Origin of the sequence: Enterocloster sp. 210928-DFI.2.20, from assembly GCF_020554465.1 — a bacterium.
Taxonomy (GTDB): domain Bacteria; phylum Bacillota; class Clostridia; order Lachnospirales; family Lachnospiraceae; genus Enterocloster; species Enterocloster bolteae.
In genome coordinates, this window is record NZ_JAJCHK010000002.1 from 1 (window position 1) to 15284 (window position 15284).

Here is a 15284-nt window from a genome sequence, read left to right on the forward strand (position 1 = left end):
AAAAAAGGAATCTGAAAGCCTTATATTTACTGGCTTAGAGATTCCGAGAGATTATTATTAAGATTAGGAGGGTTTGAAAAAATATAAAGAGAAAATGGATTGTGACAGCGGCTGCTGTACTGACAACAGGACTTTTGGCGGGCAGTGGTTCTTTAAATGCCGGGGCGGGAACCATACCTGCAGAAACTACGGTATCAGGAACCACGGTGGAGGCTCAGACAACTGGGGAAGATGCTGGAACAGAAGGGGAAAAAGCAGCTGACGGTGAGAGTACAGGTGGTAGATGTGAAGGGGCTGAAACAACTGGCCAGGCTGTATGTCTGGGTAATCAGAGGGACACCCCTGCTGGTTCAGCTTTATGTAATTTTTTATGGGCTTCCGGGATTGGGGATAACTCTGGATGCATTCCCATCGGCCGTAGTTGTATTTTCTGTTAATACCGGAGCCTATGCGTCCGAGACCACCCGGGCTGCTATAGAGGCAGTTCCGGCCGGACAGTTGGAGGCCGGATACTGTGTGGGTTTGTCCTATACTCAGACCATGATGCGGATTATCCTGCCCCAGGCTCTCAGAATCGCATTTCCGCCGCTGAGTAATTCCCTGATTGGGTTGGTGAAGGATACGTCCCTGGCAGCCAATATCACAGTGATGGAAATGTTCATGTCGGCCCAGAGAATTGCTGCCAGAACGTATGAACCATTTGCACTGTACTGTGAGGTTGGCATCATTTACCTCATATTTTGTACGGCGCTGACCAGGCTTCAGAGCGTATGGGAACAGAAACTGAGGCTGGAGTGAAAATAAGGAGAAAGACCGCATTCGTCTTTCAGAACTACAATCTTTTCCGGAATAAAACGGCCCTGCAGAATGTAACGGAGGGGTTAGTCATTGCTCGGAAAATGCCAAGGTCCCAGGCTGAGAAGGCCGGTAAGAGGGCTTTAGATAAGGTGGGACTCTGGGACCGGTATGACTATTATCCTCATCAGCTGTCCGGCGGACAGCAGCAGAGAGTGTGGATTGCCCGCGCGATTGCCACGGAACCGGAAGTAATCCTGTTTGACGAACCGACCTCGGCCCTTGACCCGGAGCTGATTGGCGAGGTATTAGAGGTGATGAGAAAGCTGGCAGGGGAAGGAATGACGATGCTGGTTGTCACCCACGAAATGAACTTTGCAAAAAATGTGGGAACAAAGGTAATTTTCATGGATAAAGGAGTGGTGGTAGAGGAAAATACGCCGAAAGATTTTTTTGAGTCCCCGAAAGAAGACAGGGCAAGGCGGTTTATGAGTTCTATAAAATGGAGCGGATGATAAAACATATAGGAAGGGGAATTTATTTAGTAAATGTGATTAGTGGGTTAAGGGGTAAAGATACTGTATGGCCCTTCTGCATTTTGAGTGGTTATGCTCCACTTTCCTTGTATGAAGAAGTAATCCGGATTTGTAGAAAATCTGTTATTACATAAAAAATTATAAAAGAAAGGAAGAACACAATGAGAAAGAATTCGCAGAGAATCATAGCAGGGGCGTTAATGCTCACGGTACTCGTAAGCACAGGCTGCTCTGTACAGAATAGCCAGCAGACTGTAACGGAGCAGCAGACACAGCAGAGCACAACATCGGAGACAGAACCGGAAACCGGTGCACCTGTTGCAGACACAGACGAAACAACAGACGGAGTTGTAAATTATGGTATGATGGAGGATACCTCCATCAAGGTGGAACCGATTGAACTTACTGACGAATGGGATAAGGTATTTCCACTCAGTGATGAAGTGAACCATAGAAAGGTGACGTTTGTCAACCACTTTGGCAATACATTGGCTGCTGATCTTTACGAACCAAAAGAATATACAGGGAAGATTCCGGCCATTGCTGTAAGTGGCCCCTTTGGCGCTGTAAAGGAGCAGAGTTCCGGTCTTTATGCACAGGAAATGGCAGAACGAGGTTTTCTTGCTATTGCCTTTGACCCATCCTTTACAGGAGAAAGCGGCGGATATCCGAGGTACTTCAATTCGCCGGATATCAACGTTGAGGATTACCAGGCTGCGATTGATTTCCTTTCCACCCAGGACAATGTTGATCCAGAACAGATTGGTATTATCGGTATCTGTGGCTGGGGCGGTATGGCACTTCAGACAGCAGCGCTGGATACCAGAGTTAAAGCCACGGCTGCCATGACGATGTACGACATGAGCCGGAATACGGCACTTGGTTATTTTGATTCCATTGATGAGGACGGAAGGTATGAGTCCCGTGTTGCTTACAATCAACAGAGAACAGATGATTATAAAAATGGAACTTATACGCTGGGAGGCGGCCTTCCGGAAGAAGCACCGGAAGAAGCTCCGCAGTATGTTAAGGACTATGTGGCTTATTATAAGACCGACCGTGGCTATCATCCCCGTTCCGTCAATTCCAATAATGGGTGGGCGGCTACCGCTCCGGGCTCTCTGATGAATATGCGTTTGTTTGAGTATGCCCCTGAAATCAGAAGTTCGGTTCTTCTTGTGCATGGCGAGGAAGCACATTCTTTAATGTACAGCCATGATGCATACGAACTCCTCCAGGGTGATAATAAGGAACTGTTGATAATTCCGGGAGCAACCCACACAGACCTGTACGATCAGATGGATAAGATTCCGTTTGACAAATTAGAAAGCTTCTTTACGGAAGCATTTCAGTAACCGGTGGATTACGGCGGTTGTGCGCTTTAAAAGGAGCACAGGAAAGGACACTTTATGAAGAAAGCAGGATTAAAAAAATATGCCGTGGCACTTATGGTAGTCATTGGATTGACAGCAGCTCTTACAGGAGTTGCAAGTGCGGAAATGACAGGAGAGGTTGTAACTGCATCCCAGTTGGAGGTGCGTTTTGGTGATAATGGAGCAGCCTTCACAATGACACTTGAAAATAATGATACGACTGCAGCTATCAAAAAGCATGTAGGGACAGCCGACTGGAGGCTTCCAATCTATCACTTTGATGATTATGATAATTGGGAGGTGATGCAGTATTATGATATTTCATCGCGGTATGAGATTCCATCGGTTGATGTGAAAACAGTGACCTCCCAAAAAGCAGGAGAAGTGTATTACTCCCACCCAAACAGGATCATCCTGTTCTATGGGGACGGGGAGGTGACCGGAGACTATACAAAGATCGGAGAAATTGAGGCTGCCGATGATTTAAAAAAAGCGGTTGTTAACAATCCGATCTTACGGGGCTGGGGTAATAAGATTGTCCAGATTAAGAGCGTAAAATAAGCACAGCACTGTGATTGCCAACATGGAAAGTTAATTTTCAAATACAGACCTTTCTGCGGGGGTCTGTATTTTTTTCATCATTGTATGGATTGCTTCAAACCAGGAAAAAGTTCAAGGGGTTTATGAAAAGTTTATTATTTTGTTAGGTGGACGTTATTTTAGTGGTTTAAGATAGAAAAAGAGTAGAAGATGGAACGTGCCGGGTTGGCGTTTCTATCAGAAGTTATGGATAAAGCCATAGTAAAAAGGCATATGTAAATATTTAGTATAGGTATTTGATATTAAATACTACTGGTATTACAATGGACATAAAGAAAGGGGAGACATAAACAGAATGAATAAAATGAAAAGAATGCTGCTGTTTACAACACTGACCATAACAGGAGTGTTAACAGGGTGTGCAGGAGGGGCGCCTGTATTACAGCAGACCGCATACGCACAGAACAATGGGGCTTTGACTCAGACGGTTACGGCTGCCGGGAAAGCATCAGATGCGGCCATCACCCCGGGAAGCGAAATCATGAAGCTGGAAGACGGTTTTTCAGCAGTAAGCTATGACGGGAATTACTGGTTTGATGACTTTCTCGCTCAGGGAGGAGCCACGAACGATGCAGGAGTCATTGATTTCCTTACCAGACATATGATGGCCGGTGAGTCACGACCGTCACTCCGGACAGGCGGTTTCGGATGCAGCACCTTGGCGGTGAAAAGCCCGGCGGGAGAAGCTCTGTTTGGAAGGAATTTTGACTGGCAGCCATGTGAAGCCATGGTGGTCCGTTCCAGGCCGGAGGGTGCATATGCTTCTGTTTCTACGGTTAATATGGATTTTATTCGTTCCGGCTATGGGGCAGGCCTTTCACAACTGCCGGATGAGGTCCGTACCCTGATTGCCTTATATGCTCCTCTTGACGGCATGAATGAAAAAGGTCTGGCGGTATCGGTCAATATGATACAGGATTATGATGTCATCTGTCAGGACACAGGAAAACCGAATCTTACCACGACCACGGCTATCCGGCTGTTTCTGGATCGGGCGGCCAATGTGGAGGAAGCACTGGCTCTGTTGGGACAGTATGATATGCACTCCTCTATGGGAATGATGGTACATTTCGCACTGGCAGACAGAAGCGGCCGAAGCGTGGTGGTGGAGTATATTGATGACGAAATGGTTGTGACGGATACGCCAGCTGTGACAAATTTCTATCTGGCCGAAGGAAGAAAGCAGGGAATTGGAACAGCACAGTCCCATACCCGGTATGAGAGATTGATGAAACGTCTGGCAGAAGATGAGGCGATGGACATGGATCAGGTCAGGGATGCCTTGGACAGTGTCAGTAAGGACAATTTTGGAGAATTTGAGTCAACAGAATGGAGCATTGTTTTTAATTTAAACAACGGTAAGGCTTGTTATTATCACAGGGAGAACTATGGGAACAGTTATGTGTTTTCTGTAAATGAAGAAGCTTAAGTGAATGCCAGACAGTATGAATGGAACTGTCTGGGTATTCAGTGGAACATATGGAGGTTATGATGAATTACTTTAATTTACTGTGGAATTTATACCAGTTAAAAAGAAACACGGGAATGAGACGGGAACAATTAATAACGCTCCAGGAAAAAAAACTGAGAGAATTGCTTGTGTATGCCTATGACAATTCAACGTATTACCACCGGGTCTTTGAGGAGGCAGGCATTACAAGAAAGCAGATTCCGCTCATGCCCCTGTCGGCATTTCCTGTTTTGGATAAACAGCTTTTGATGGAGCATTTCAATGAACTGGTTACTGTTTCCGATTTAAAGCAGGAGGACCTGCGCCGGTTTGACCGGGAGGAAAGCACAGAACAGAAAAAATTTAAGGATGAGTACCATGTGGTCCATTCTTCCGGCAGTACAGGGACCCCAGGATATTTTATTTATGATGAGGCGGCATGGAGCCAGATGCTCCTTGGGATTATCCGGGCCGCGCTCTGGGATATGACCATGCCCCAGATATTAAAATTGCTGTGGAAAGGCCCGCGGATCGTGTATATTGCCGCAACAGACGGCCGGTATGGCGGGGCCATGGCAGTGGGGGACGGGATAGAAGGCGTCCATGCGGACCAACTTTTCCTGGATGTCAAGACACCCCTTGCAGCATGGATTCGCCAGATTAAAGAGTTTAAACCAAATATGGTGATCGGTTATCCGTCAGCAATCAAGATTCTCGGGGAACTTGTGGAAAAAGGTGAAGTCAGCGTGGATATATTCCGCATCGTTTCCTGCGGAGAACCTCTTGGCGCCAGCTTACGGAATTATCTGGAGACAATATTTGAAGCGGACGTGGTTAATATTTATGGAGCCAGCGAATCCCTGGCCCTTGGCGTGGAAACAAGTCATGCGGAGGGAATGTATTTGTTTGACGACTTAAATTATATCGAGGTAGAGAACGGCACCATGTACTTAACCTCCCTCTATAATTATGTACAGCCTCTGATTCGATACCGTATATCCGACCAGCTTAATTTACGGGAACCGGAGGATGGGAGCCCCTATCCGTTTACGCTGGCAGGCAATATTATGGGGCGGAATGAGGACATGATGTGGTTTGAGGATGGACGTGGAAACAGGGATTTTCTGCATCCCCTTGTCATTGAAGGATTCTGCCTGGACGGGCTTTTAGATTACCAGTTCCGCCAGCTGGACAGTCATTCCTTTGAGATGCTGGCAGAAGTGTCAGACACAGGAAAGATAAAAGAAATCCGGGAAGAAATGATGAAGCAGATGGCGCTGCTCCTGAAAGAAAAGAGCCTGGAATATGTAAGGTTTTCCATTCGCTTTGTGGGAGAAATCCGGCCGGATCAAAGGACAGGAAAAAAGCGGCTTATTGTGGCATGACGTGTTAAGTGCTCATAATGAGCCACTGCACTAAGCTCATGGAGGACCTCGCTAAGTGCCAGTGTCATGTATCGCACGTAAGCGGCCAAAAGACACCCGCTAAGTGCTCATAACGAGGAGGAAAAGAAACTTGAAAAAGACATTATTAGCTGCCAAAGATATCAGCAAAGAGTTTGGGAAGGACCGGGGAGCGGTTCCGGTGCTGAACCATGTATCCGTGGATATTTATGAGGATGACTTTACAATCATCATGGGGCCGTCCGGGGCAGGAAAATCAACTCTGCTGTATGTCCTCAGCGGAATGGACCGTGTTTCTTCCGGGACTGTGGTTTATAAGGGAAAGGTGATTAGCCGTTTCAAAGAGAGCCAGATGGCCAAAATCCGCTCACGGGAATTTGGTTTTGTGTTTCAACAGACCCTTCTGGTAAGCAACTTAACGCTTTTCGAGAATGTGACGGTTGCAGGATATTTAGGGAAGGAACGGAAGCCGGAAGAGACCAGGAAGCAGGCAGAAGCCCTGCTGGAACAGATGAATGTAGGAAGCGCCAAGGACCGGATGCCGGCAGAGGTTTCGGGCGGTGAGGCACAGAGGGCGGCCATTGCCAGGGCCATGATCAATGAACCGGGTATCATTTTTGCAGATGAGCCAACCGGAGCCTTAAATAAAAGGAATACAGGGGAGGTTCTGGATCTTTTGACTGAATTAAATAAGGAAGGCCAGAGCATTCTGATGGTTACTCACGATCTGCGGGCAGCTGTCCGCGGGACACGGCTTCTTTACCTGGAGGACGGTAAGATTCTGGACGAACTGTCCATGCCTGTTTTCCATCCGGAAGATGAAAGGACGAGGGAGGCAGCGATCAATGACTGGCTTGTTTCTTTCCAATGGTAACGAGGGGGTTCTATAATGGAAGATACAATATTATTAATGGCTGATCTAAAACGGCACAAAGGCAGCCTGTCCGGCGTATTTATCCTGGTACTGCTTGTCTGCACGGCGTTGGGAACGGTTCTTTCTATATGGATGAACTCAGAACGCTATCTCAGGGAAGAAATGGAGCGGGCGGGGTTTGGGACCCTGACTGCATGGGTCTCCAATGTGCCTGATATGGATGCTCTGGCGGACAATATTGCTGACTTGGAGGCGGTTGGTAATGTGGATACGCAGGTAGTCATTTATTCGGACTATACGGTGAATGACCAGGATTCTGATAGTGAAGGCCAGCTGATTCCCCATGGGACGGAGGATAGACGGTATAAATTCTTTGAAGATGAGCTGTCCGGGTACCAGGGAGATATACCGGAAATCCGGCCGGGAGAGATTTATGTCTCCCCTTCCATGATTTCCATGTTCGGTGTGCAGATTGGAGATGAAATCAGATTTCAGGTTGCCCGCGGGGGACAGGCGGCAGACTTTACGGTGAAAGGGTTTTATGAAGATCCATTTATGGGCAGTTCCATGATCGGAATGAAAGGATTTCTAATCAGTGAGGCCGATTATTCCGGAATCATCCAGACAATCCGGGATACTGGTATTGATGCGCTGGCCAGGGACGGAGCTATGCTGCATATATTTCAGGCGGACACAAACGGGGAAGGTGTCACGGTTTCCCAGCTGAATCAGCTCATTAATGAGAATACAGAGCTGCCGCAGTATTTGGAATTCCTCCACAGTGGGAATGCCATTGCCGGATTCATGCTGATTCTCCAGAATGCTTTCAGCGGCCTTTTGGCGGCGTTTGTAGTGGTACTTATTTTTGTGGTCCTGATCGTGCTGGGACACGGCATAGGAAGCTCCATTGAGGCAGATTATGTGAATATGGGGATTTTGAAAACCATTGGTTTTACAGGCGGGAAATTACGCCGGATTCAACTGGCGCAGTACATGCTCGTCATCTTAACCGGAATGGTTTTGGGTATCCTGGCGGCTGTTTACGTCAGCCGGATTGTGAGTGCGGCCACACTTACGACTACAGGAATCCGCATTCCTACAGACCTGCCTGCCGCCTGGTGTTTCTTAATCAGTGGTCTGCTATTCCTGGTATTGACCGGTTTTATTGTATTTAAAACGGGAAAGCTCAAACGGATCACACCGATGAAAGCAATTGGAGGTGAGGCTTTTATCTACGGAACCAGAGTGAAAAAAGGCTTCCCAATCCGGGGGAACTATCTAAAATACTCCATGGCGCTCCGTCAGCTTACCGCAGGCGCCCGAAGATATAGCGGGGCCTGTATTGTGGCAATCCTTCTGGTGTTCTTTGCCTCCATGATCGGACGGATGGATACCTGGCTGGGAGCGGACGGAAAAGGGATGATGGATGCATTCAATCCGGCGGATCACGATATCGGCGTCCAGATTTTTGGGGAACATACCCCGGAGGAAGCGGAAGCAACCGTGCTTTCCTATACCGGCATTACGGACCGTTACCTCCTGGCGATGCAGGGGGTGTCTGTGAACGGAATTGATTATACGGCCAATGCAATCACCGATCCGGAGCGGTTCCACATTGTGGAAGGGCGGACTTCCAAGGCAGATGATGAAATCGTGATGACAGAGTTTGTGGCCTCTGACCTGGGAGTAGCAGTCGGTGATACGGTCACGGTACAGGCTGATCTGGGCAGTGAGGAATATGTGATATCTGGCATTTATACCTGTGCCAATGATATGGGCGATAATATCGGAATGAGCCGGGAAGGTTACCTGAAAATCGGATCGGATGACCCGGCTATCTGGTGCCACCATTATTTTCTGGAGGATGCTTCACAGAAAGAGGCCATCATAGTGGCTCTTGATGAGTCTTATGGCGGGGATGTCCATGTCCATGAGAATACATGGCCCGGTCTATATGGAATCATCTCTGGCATGCAGGCGCTTTTGGTATTCCTGTATGGGATGGTGGCGGCTTTTATTCTGATTGTCACAATTATGACTGGCAGTAAAATCCTTTCGGCAGAACAGAGGGATATCGGGATTTACAAAGCAGTTGGCTTTACCAGTGGACAACTGCGAGGCACATTTGCCCTGCGGTTTATGATTGTTGCTGTTCTTGCTTCCATCATCGGAACCATTCTGGCTGCAGCCCTGACCGATTCTCTTGTGTCCATTGTCATGCGAATGGCAGGCATCAGCAATTTCTCTTCCGGTATGACAGCCGGCAATACGTTGGTTCCGTCCGCGGTGGTGATCCTTTTGTTTACCGGTTTTGCCTATGCCGTATCGTGGAAAGTAAAAAAAGTGGACTTAACCGTGCTGATAACGGAATGACACATACTAAAAAAGCATAGATAACTATTTGATATAAGTATTTGTTTCGTTGATACCGCAGATATATAATAAAAAAAACAGAATACAGCATTTAGAAATTCAGAGAACGAGACACAGGAAAGGAATCAGGATGAAAAAGAATATAGTAAGAAAACAGTCAATCATATTTATGCTGGCCCTGGCTGCGGCTTCCATGCTGGCGGGGTGCCAAAAAACAGATGAGACCAGGAGAGAAAACAGCAATCCCTCCACATCTGCCGGTACTACAATGAGCGCTGGACGGGATAATAGCACAGGCAATGCGGGAACCAAGGCAGAGGAAGCAGGGGAGGAACTCACAGGAGCATTGGCACTGGAAGTCCGTTTTGGCGATGACGGAGCCCCTTTTGTCATGCAGATGGAGGACAATGCAACCGCAGACGCAATCGCCGGATATGTGGGAACCGCCAACTGGAGACTGCCAATCTACCATTACGACGATTATGAGAATTGGGAAGTAATGCAGTATTACGACATTCCCAGCCACTATGAGATACCCTCTGAGCCAGAAATGGTTACCGCAGAAAAAGCGGGTGAGGTATATTATTCGGAGCCTAACCGTATTATCCTGTTTTACCAGGACGGGGAAGTTACCGGGGAATACACAAAGATTGGGACGATTGAAGACACCGGGGAGTTCAGGGAAGCAGTGGAGAGCAATCCGGTACTGGAGGGTTGGGGCAACAAGATTGTCCTGATTAGCAGCTTAGTGAATTTATTTTGAAAAATCTTGCTGCCAGGCCTGACCATGACGGTTCCGCTGACCATAATTTCCTTCACTCAGGCACTTTGTATAGCGATTCTGACAGCGCTGGTCCAGCTCTATATTGTTTTCCACGATTTTGACAAAATTGCAGCGTTTGGGAGAGAAGAAAATGAATTTCCAGGAAAAGCAGGGAGTGCCGGCACACGCGGAGCGCAGGAATCATAATTTCAATCCAATTCCAATCATGGTCAGAATCAGGGGCAAAGGAGAATCCTTGGAAAAGAAATGTTTGCAAGAGAAATAGATGCAATGAAAAGAAGGAGACAACAATGAAAAAGGGTGTACGAATCCTGCTGATTGTGTTAATGCTGCTGATTTCGGGTGCCGCTTATCTTTATTTCCGAATCAGGGCTGGCGTTGATTCGGCTGTCAATGTACAGAAACTGGAAGACGGTTTCTATTATATGGAATACAGGGACGATTATGGGTTCGACCGCTTTCTGGAACAGGGTGGAGCAGCTTCCGATCTGGATGTGGCAAAGTTTGTCGGTAAGGCTCTGTTCAAAGGATTTCTATATCCCCGTTTTTTAGGAGGCAGCTTCGGATGCAGTACTCTGTCGGCCAGAAATCCGAAGGGCGGTGTGATGTATGGCAGGAACTTTGATTGGATGGAATGCACCTCCATGGTTGTCAAGTCAAAACCGGAGAGAGGATATGCTTCGGTTTCTACTGTAAATCTGGATTTTCTGAATCTGGGTACGGAATACGATCCCGAAAAAACCGTATCTAAAATCATATCGGCCGCAGCCCTGTATGCCCCAATGGATGGGATTAACGAAGAAGGTCTCTGTGTAGCCGTGCTGATGATTGATGACTCAGCGGTTACGGAGCAGGATACCGGAAAGCCGGACCTTACAACCACAACCGCTGTCAGGCTGCTTCTGGACAAAGCCGCCAGTGTGAACGAGGCGGTTCAGTTATTGGGACAGTATGATATGCATTCCTCCGCAGGCATGATGCTTCATTTGGCTCTGTCAGATAAAAGCGGTCGTTCGGTGGCTGTGGAATATGTGAACAACGAGATGTCGGTGGTTGAAACTCCTGTGGTGACAAATTTTTACCTGACCCAGGGAGATAAATATGGGATTGGGACAGAACAGTCTCATACACGATATGAAATGTTACTAGAACGTTTGTCAGAACAGCCGGCCATGGATATGGAGAACATGAAAGACGCGATGAGCAGTGTCAGTAAAAATAATTTCGGAGAATTTGCGTCAACTGAATGGACCATAGTATATAGCCAGGACAGCGGAGAAATCCGGTATTATCACAGGGAAGACTATGATAACTATTATTCGTTTTCAGTGGAGTAAAAGGTAAGGAATATGCTGGAGAATTATTTATTAAAAGGTTTGGTAATCGGGGTTGTATTCGGGGTACCCGCCGGGGTCGTGGGTATATTATCCATACAGCGGGTGCTGACCCAAGGTGCATTTGCAGGTTTTTTGACCGGGATTGGTTCCTCTGCAGCAGACATCTTTTACGCATGTGTGGGGGTGTTTGGGCTTACCTTCATCTCGGATATTTTGCTGAAACATCAGAGCACTATCTGCATGGTTGGCTGTCTGATGGTGGTTGCCATTGGAGTCCGCACAATCAAGAAAAAGGAGAGTCATTCCTTCGCCAGTGCGGCAGGGAACAATAAGGAGGAACATCCCGGACATATTTTCTCCTGCTTCCTGTCCTCCTTTGTGATTGCGATTACCAATCCCGCAACGATTTTATCTTTTATGGTAGTATTTTCCATGTTCAGGATTGGCGGTAATGAATCTGTGGGAGAGAATGTCCAACTGATATGTGGTATCTTTGCAGGTACCTGTATCTGGTGGCTTGCAATCGCGGTGATTGTTAGCCTGTATCGGAAAAAGGTTACGGACGATGTTTATTTCATATTGAATCGGATTTTCGGGGCTCTGATGATTTTATTTGGCATCGTGATAGGTGTCAGAGGATGTCTGAACGGTTAAGATTGGCTCGATAGTTTGGAAATTGTTTAAACACATCATGACTCCTCCCGTTATATAAAGCAGATACCGTACAAAAACATCTGGAAGCTGCAGACATGTACAGGATTGGAAAAGCTCCGCAATTTTTATTCCGGAGAAAAAATGGGAATATGGGGAGAAAACAGGCAATGACAATCAGACAGAAAATTAAATTATCTAATGTAATGATGGCGCTTATTCCGATTATGCTGACGGCCATTATTGTTGCAGTATGTTTACAGACTTCGCTGGGCAGTTACTGGTATACGCTGGAGACCATGTATCAGGATGAGAATGGGATTCAGTCGGCCCAGAGCCTTATTTACACCTATCAACAGGAACTGTGGGAGAATAACTGGGGACAGGGGGTTCATAGAGAGGCCGGGACGGAAATCAGGAAAAGTGACAAAATGAACCATCTGGAAAATAAACTTTCCAGAATGGGGTATCATTTTCTGATTACCAAAAATGGAAATGAGATTTATTCCAATATTTCGGAGGAGGAGATGAGGGCGGCGGAATCTGTAGCAGGTACAGCCATGGAATCGGCTAAGACCCTGACAGCAAGCTACCATGATGTGTCTGTGGTGAAGCATACGTTTTACCATGGGGAGAAGGCTGTGTGCATCCTGGCGGTCCATACTGGGGAAACCGACCAGGAAGTTATCTCCTATCTGCAGAACTATATCCTAAACTATATCGTGGGCTTTATCAGCGCATTTCTGGTCCTGACTGTTTGTGTCAATGGAATTCTTTCCTGCTGGATATCTAAGAGCGTTCTGGTTCCTTTGCAGAAACTGAGCCGCGGCACAAAGGAAATCAAGGAGGGGAATTTAGATACCAGCATTGATTATACGAAAGAGGATGAATTCGGCGAGGTATGCCGGGACTTTGATGAGATGAGAGCCTATTTAAAGGAGTCAGTGGAGCAGCGGCTGAAGGATGAACAGCGGAAAAAGGACCTGATTATTGGGATTTCCCATGACCTTAGGACCCCGCTCACGTCCATCAGCGGGTATCTGGACGGGCTGATGGATGGGATCGCCAATACCCCGGAAAAAAGGCAGCGGTATCTGTCCGCCATCAAAACAAGGGCAAAGGATTTATCTCGCCTGGTAGACAGTCTTTCCGAATATAACCGGCTGGACAGCAGCAGCTTCCATTACCATTTGGAACCGGCAGATTTAAAAAGGTTTATAGGGCAATACCTGATTTCTTATGAGGAGGAGGCCAGACAAAATAAGGTGGAATTTAAACTCACAAGTGAAGGGGGAGAATTCCCGGTCCTTCTTGATAGAGAGGAGATGAAACGCGTGCTGGACAACCTGTTTACCAATACCATACACTACCGCAGGCATCCCCATTCAAATGTGGTGATATCCCTAAGGCGTGTGGAACGCAGTACAGTGGTGGAGTTCATTTTTTTCGACGATGGGCCGGGGGTGCCGGAAGAAAGCCTGGACCGCCTGTTTGAGAGCTTTTACCGGGTGGATGGGGCCAGGAGTAATTCTGGGGAAGGCAGCGGAATCGGACTGGCTGTTGTAAAGGAGATCATATCAGGCCACAGAGGAATCGTCCATGCGGAAAATCATGGAGGCCTTGCGATTATTATACATCTGCCAATGACAGAGGAGAAATAGCATGAATAAAGTATTGATAGTAGAAGATGACGAGTTGATTGCAGAACTGGAACGGGATTATCTGGAGGCCGGCGGTTTTGAAGTAGAGCTTATTTTTGATGGAAATGAGGGGCTTAACCGGGCAATGGCCGGCGGCTGGGATGCCCTGATTCTGGATGTGATGCTGCCGGGTAAAAGTGGGTTTGAGGTGTGCCGGGAGGTAAGGAAATCCTTGCATTTGCCGGTTATCATGGTCACAGCCAAAAAAGAGGATGTAGACAAAATACGGGGACTTGGCCTGGGGGCGGACGATTATCTGGTAAAGCCTTTCAGTCCTGCGGAATTGGTAGCCAGGGTAAAATCCCATATCCAGATTCACGAGAGACTGCTGGAGCACCGGGAGCAGCAAAAGGTGGACGCAATTATCGTGAAGAATCTCGCCATCCGTCCTAAGGAAAGAAGGGTATACTTGAATGGCGAGGAAATGAACCTGGCCAATAAGGAATTTGAAGTGCTTCTTTTCCTGGCTGAGAATCCCAATATTGTTTTCTCAAAAGATACATTGTTTGACCGGATTTGGGGCATGGACTCGGTAGGAAATACGGCGACTGTGACAGTACATATAAACCGTTTGAGAGAGAAACTGGAGAAGAATGCCGATTCCTCAACGTTTATTGAGACGGTCTGGGGAGCCGGATACCGGTTTAAGGTGGAGTGAGGAGAAAAATCCATCTAAGTTCCGAAGAAGAAATGTAAGGGGAAGAAAGCCGCAGGGGATGTTTGCAAAAAGAGCGATTAAAAATATTACGAAAGGAAATAGGATTCATGAGACTATATAAGAAGAAGCTGTTTGCGGGATTGGTGTTGGCTGCCATGTTTGTATCGTCAGCCTATAGTGCCGGAAATCTACAGCCGGAAGAAGCAGCCAGGAGTGAACATACAGCTGAAACAACAATGGAGACGTCAGAAATAGCGACGACGGAGGAGAGCAGAGCAATAACGATGAATGTACAGATAGGCAGCAGTACATTTACAGCAACGCTGGAGGATAACACGGCAGTGGATTCTTTTGTCAGGATGATGCAGACTGCTCCTGTAGTAATCCAGATGAATGATTATTCCGGATTTGAAAAGGTAGGATCGATTGGAACCAGTCTGCCGGCCAGTAACAGTCAAACCACGACGCAGTCAGGGGATATTGTTTTATATAACGGAAATCAGATCGTAATATTTTATGGTTCTAATTCCTGGAGCTATACGAGGCTGGGCAAAATAGATGATTTATCCGGATGGACGGAAGCGCTTGGAAGCGGTGATGTGACAGTAACATTTTCTTTGGAATAGCTGGAATGGGAAAAGAAACAGGCGGCCTCTGCATGGCGTGTTGCAGAGGCTGCCTGTCCTTGTCCGAATTGACAGTAACTATATTTTGCAGAGCACGTGTTTTTCTACGCCATATGGCAGGTCT

The 15284-nt window shown here is 47.1% G+C and carries 14 protein-coding genes; all 14 read left to right on the forward strand.

Annotation, left to right across the window (positions count from 1 at the left end):
• Positions 1 to 231 precede the first annotated feature (231 nt).
• The gene (locus LI015_RS02850; protein WP_227124064.1) at positions 232 to 798 is read left to right on the forward strand and encodes an amino acid ABC transporter permease; all 567 of its coding nucleotides are present in this window, start codon (positions 232 to 234) and stop codon (positions 796 to 798) included.
• Positions 795 to 1310, forward strand: coding sequence for an amino acid ABC transporter ATP-binding protein (locus LI015_RS02855; RefSeq protein WP_330628574.1), 516 nt, complete (start codon positions 795 to 797; stop codon positions 1308 to 1310). The genes LI015_RS02850 and LI015_RS02855 overlap by 4 nt, the downstream gene beginning before the upstream one ends.
• 182 nt (positions 1311 to 1492) lie before the next feature.
• Positions 1493 to 2686 carry an alpha/beta hydrolase gene (locus LI015_RS02860; protein WP_002568742.1) on the forward strand — a complete coding sequence of 398 codons (1194 nt, stop codon included), beginning with the start codon at positions 1493 to 1495 and terminating at the stop codon, positions 2684 to 2686.
• Between the two features lie 54 nt (positions 2687 to 2740).
• Positions 2741 to 3265 carry a cyclophilin-like fold protein gene (locus tag LI015_RS02865; RefSeq protein ID WP_227124066.1) on the forward strand — a complete coding sequence of 175 codons (525 nt, stop codon included), beginning with the start codon at positions 2741 to 2743 and terminating at the stop codon, positions 3263 to 3265.
• A gap of 334 nt (positions 3266 to 3599) precedes the next feature.
• Positions 3600 to 4733: a linear amide C-N hydrolase gene (locus LI015_RS02870; RefSeq protein ID WP_227124068.1), complete on the forward strand. Its 1134-nt coding sequence runs from the start codon at positions 3600 to 3602 to the stop codon at positions 4731 to 4733.
• Between the two features lie 116 nt (positions 4734 to 4849).
• A complete protein-coding gene (locus LI015_RS02875) occupies positions 4850 to 6139 on the forward strand; it encodes a phenylacetate--CoA ligase family protein (RefSeq protein ID WP_227124070.1) in 1290 nt (429 codons plus the stop codon).
• A 130-nt stretch (positions 6140 to 6269) separates the two neighbouring features.
• Positions 6270 to 7031: an ABC transporter ATP-binding protein gene (locus LI015_RS02880; RefSeq protein ID WP_227124073.1), complete on the forward strand. Its 762-nt coding sequence runs from the start codon at positions 6270 to 6272 to the stop codon at positions 7029 to 7031.
• Between the two features lie 15 nt (positions 7032 to 7046).
• Complete coding sequence (locus tag LI015_RS02885; RefSeq protein ID WP_227124075.1) at positions 7047 to 9404, forward strand: ABC transporter permease; 2358 nt, start codon at positions 7047 to 7049, stop codon at positions 9402 to 9404.
• Positions 9405 to 9534: 130 nt separating this feature from the next.
• Positions 9535 to 10167 carry a cyclophilin-like fold protein gene (locus LI015_RS02890; protein WP_227124077.1) on the forward strand — a complete coding sequence of 211 codons (633 nt, stop codon included), beginning with the start codon at positions 9535 to 9537 and terminating at the stop codon, positions 10165 to 10167.
• 311 nt (positions 10168 to 10478) lie between these two features.
• A complete protein-coding gene (locus tag LI015_RS02895; RefSeq protein WP_195334218.1) occupies positions 10479 to 11525 on the forward strand; it encodes a linear amide C-N hydrolase in 1047 nt (348 codons plus the stop codon).
• Between the two features lie 12 nt (positions 11526 to 11537).
• Positions 11538 to 12179, forward strand: coding sequence for a LysE family translocator (locus LI015_RS02900; RefSeq protein ID WP_118018407.1), 642 nt, complete (start codon positions 11538 to 11540; stop codon positions 12177 to 12179).
• Between the two features lie 167 nt (positions 12180 to 12346).
• Positions 12347 to 13837 (forward strand): ATP-binding protein, encoded by a 1491-nt coding sequence (locus LI015_RS02905; RefSeq protein WP_227124079.1) that lies wholly within the window; start codon positions 12347 to 12349, stop codon positions 13835 to 13837.
• A 1-nt stretch (position 13838) separates the two neighbouring features.
• Positions 13839 to 14534 (forward strand): response regulator transcription factor, encoded by a 696-nt coding sequence (locus LI015_RS02910; RefSeq protein ID WP_227124081.1) that lies wholly within the window; start codon positions 13839 to 13841, stop codon positions 14532 to 14534.
• Positions 14535 to 14641: 107 nt separating this feature from the next.
• Entirely contained in the window at positions 14642 to 15160 is a 519-nt protein-coding gene (locus tag LI015_RS02915; protein WP_002568731.1) for a cyclophilin-like fold protein, read from the forward strand.
• Positions 15161 to 15284 lie beyond the last annotated feature (124 nt).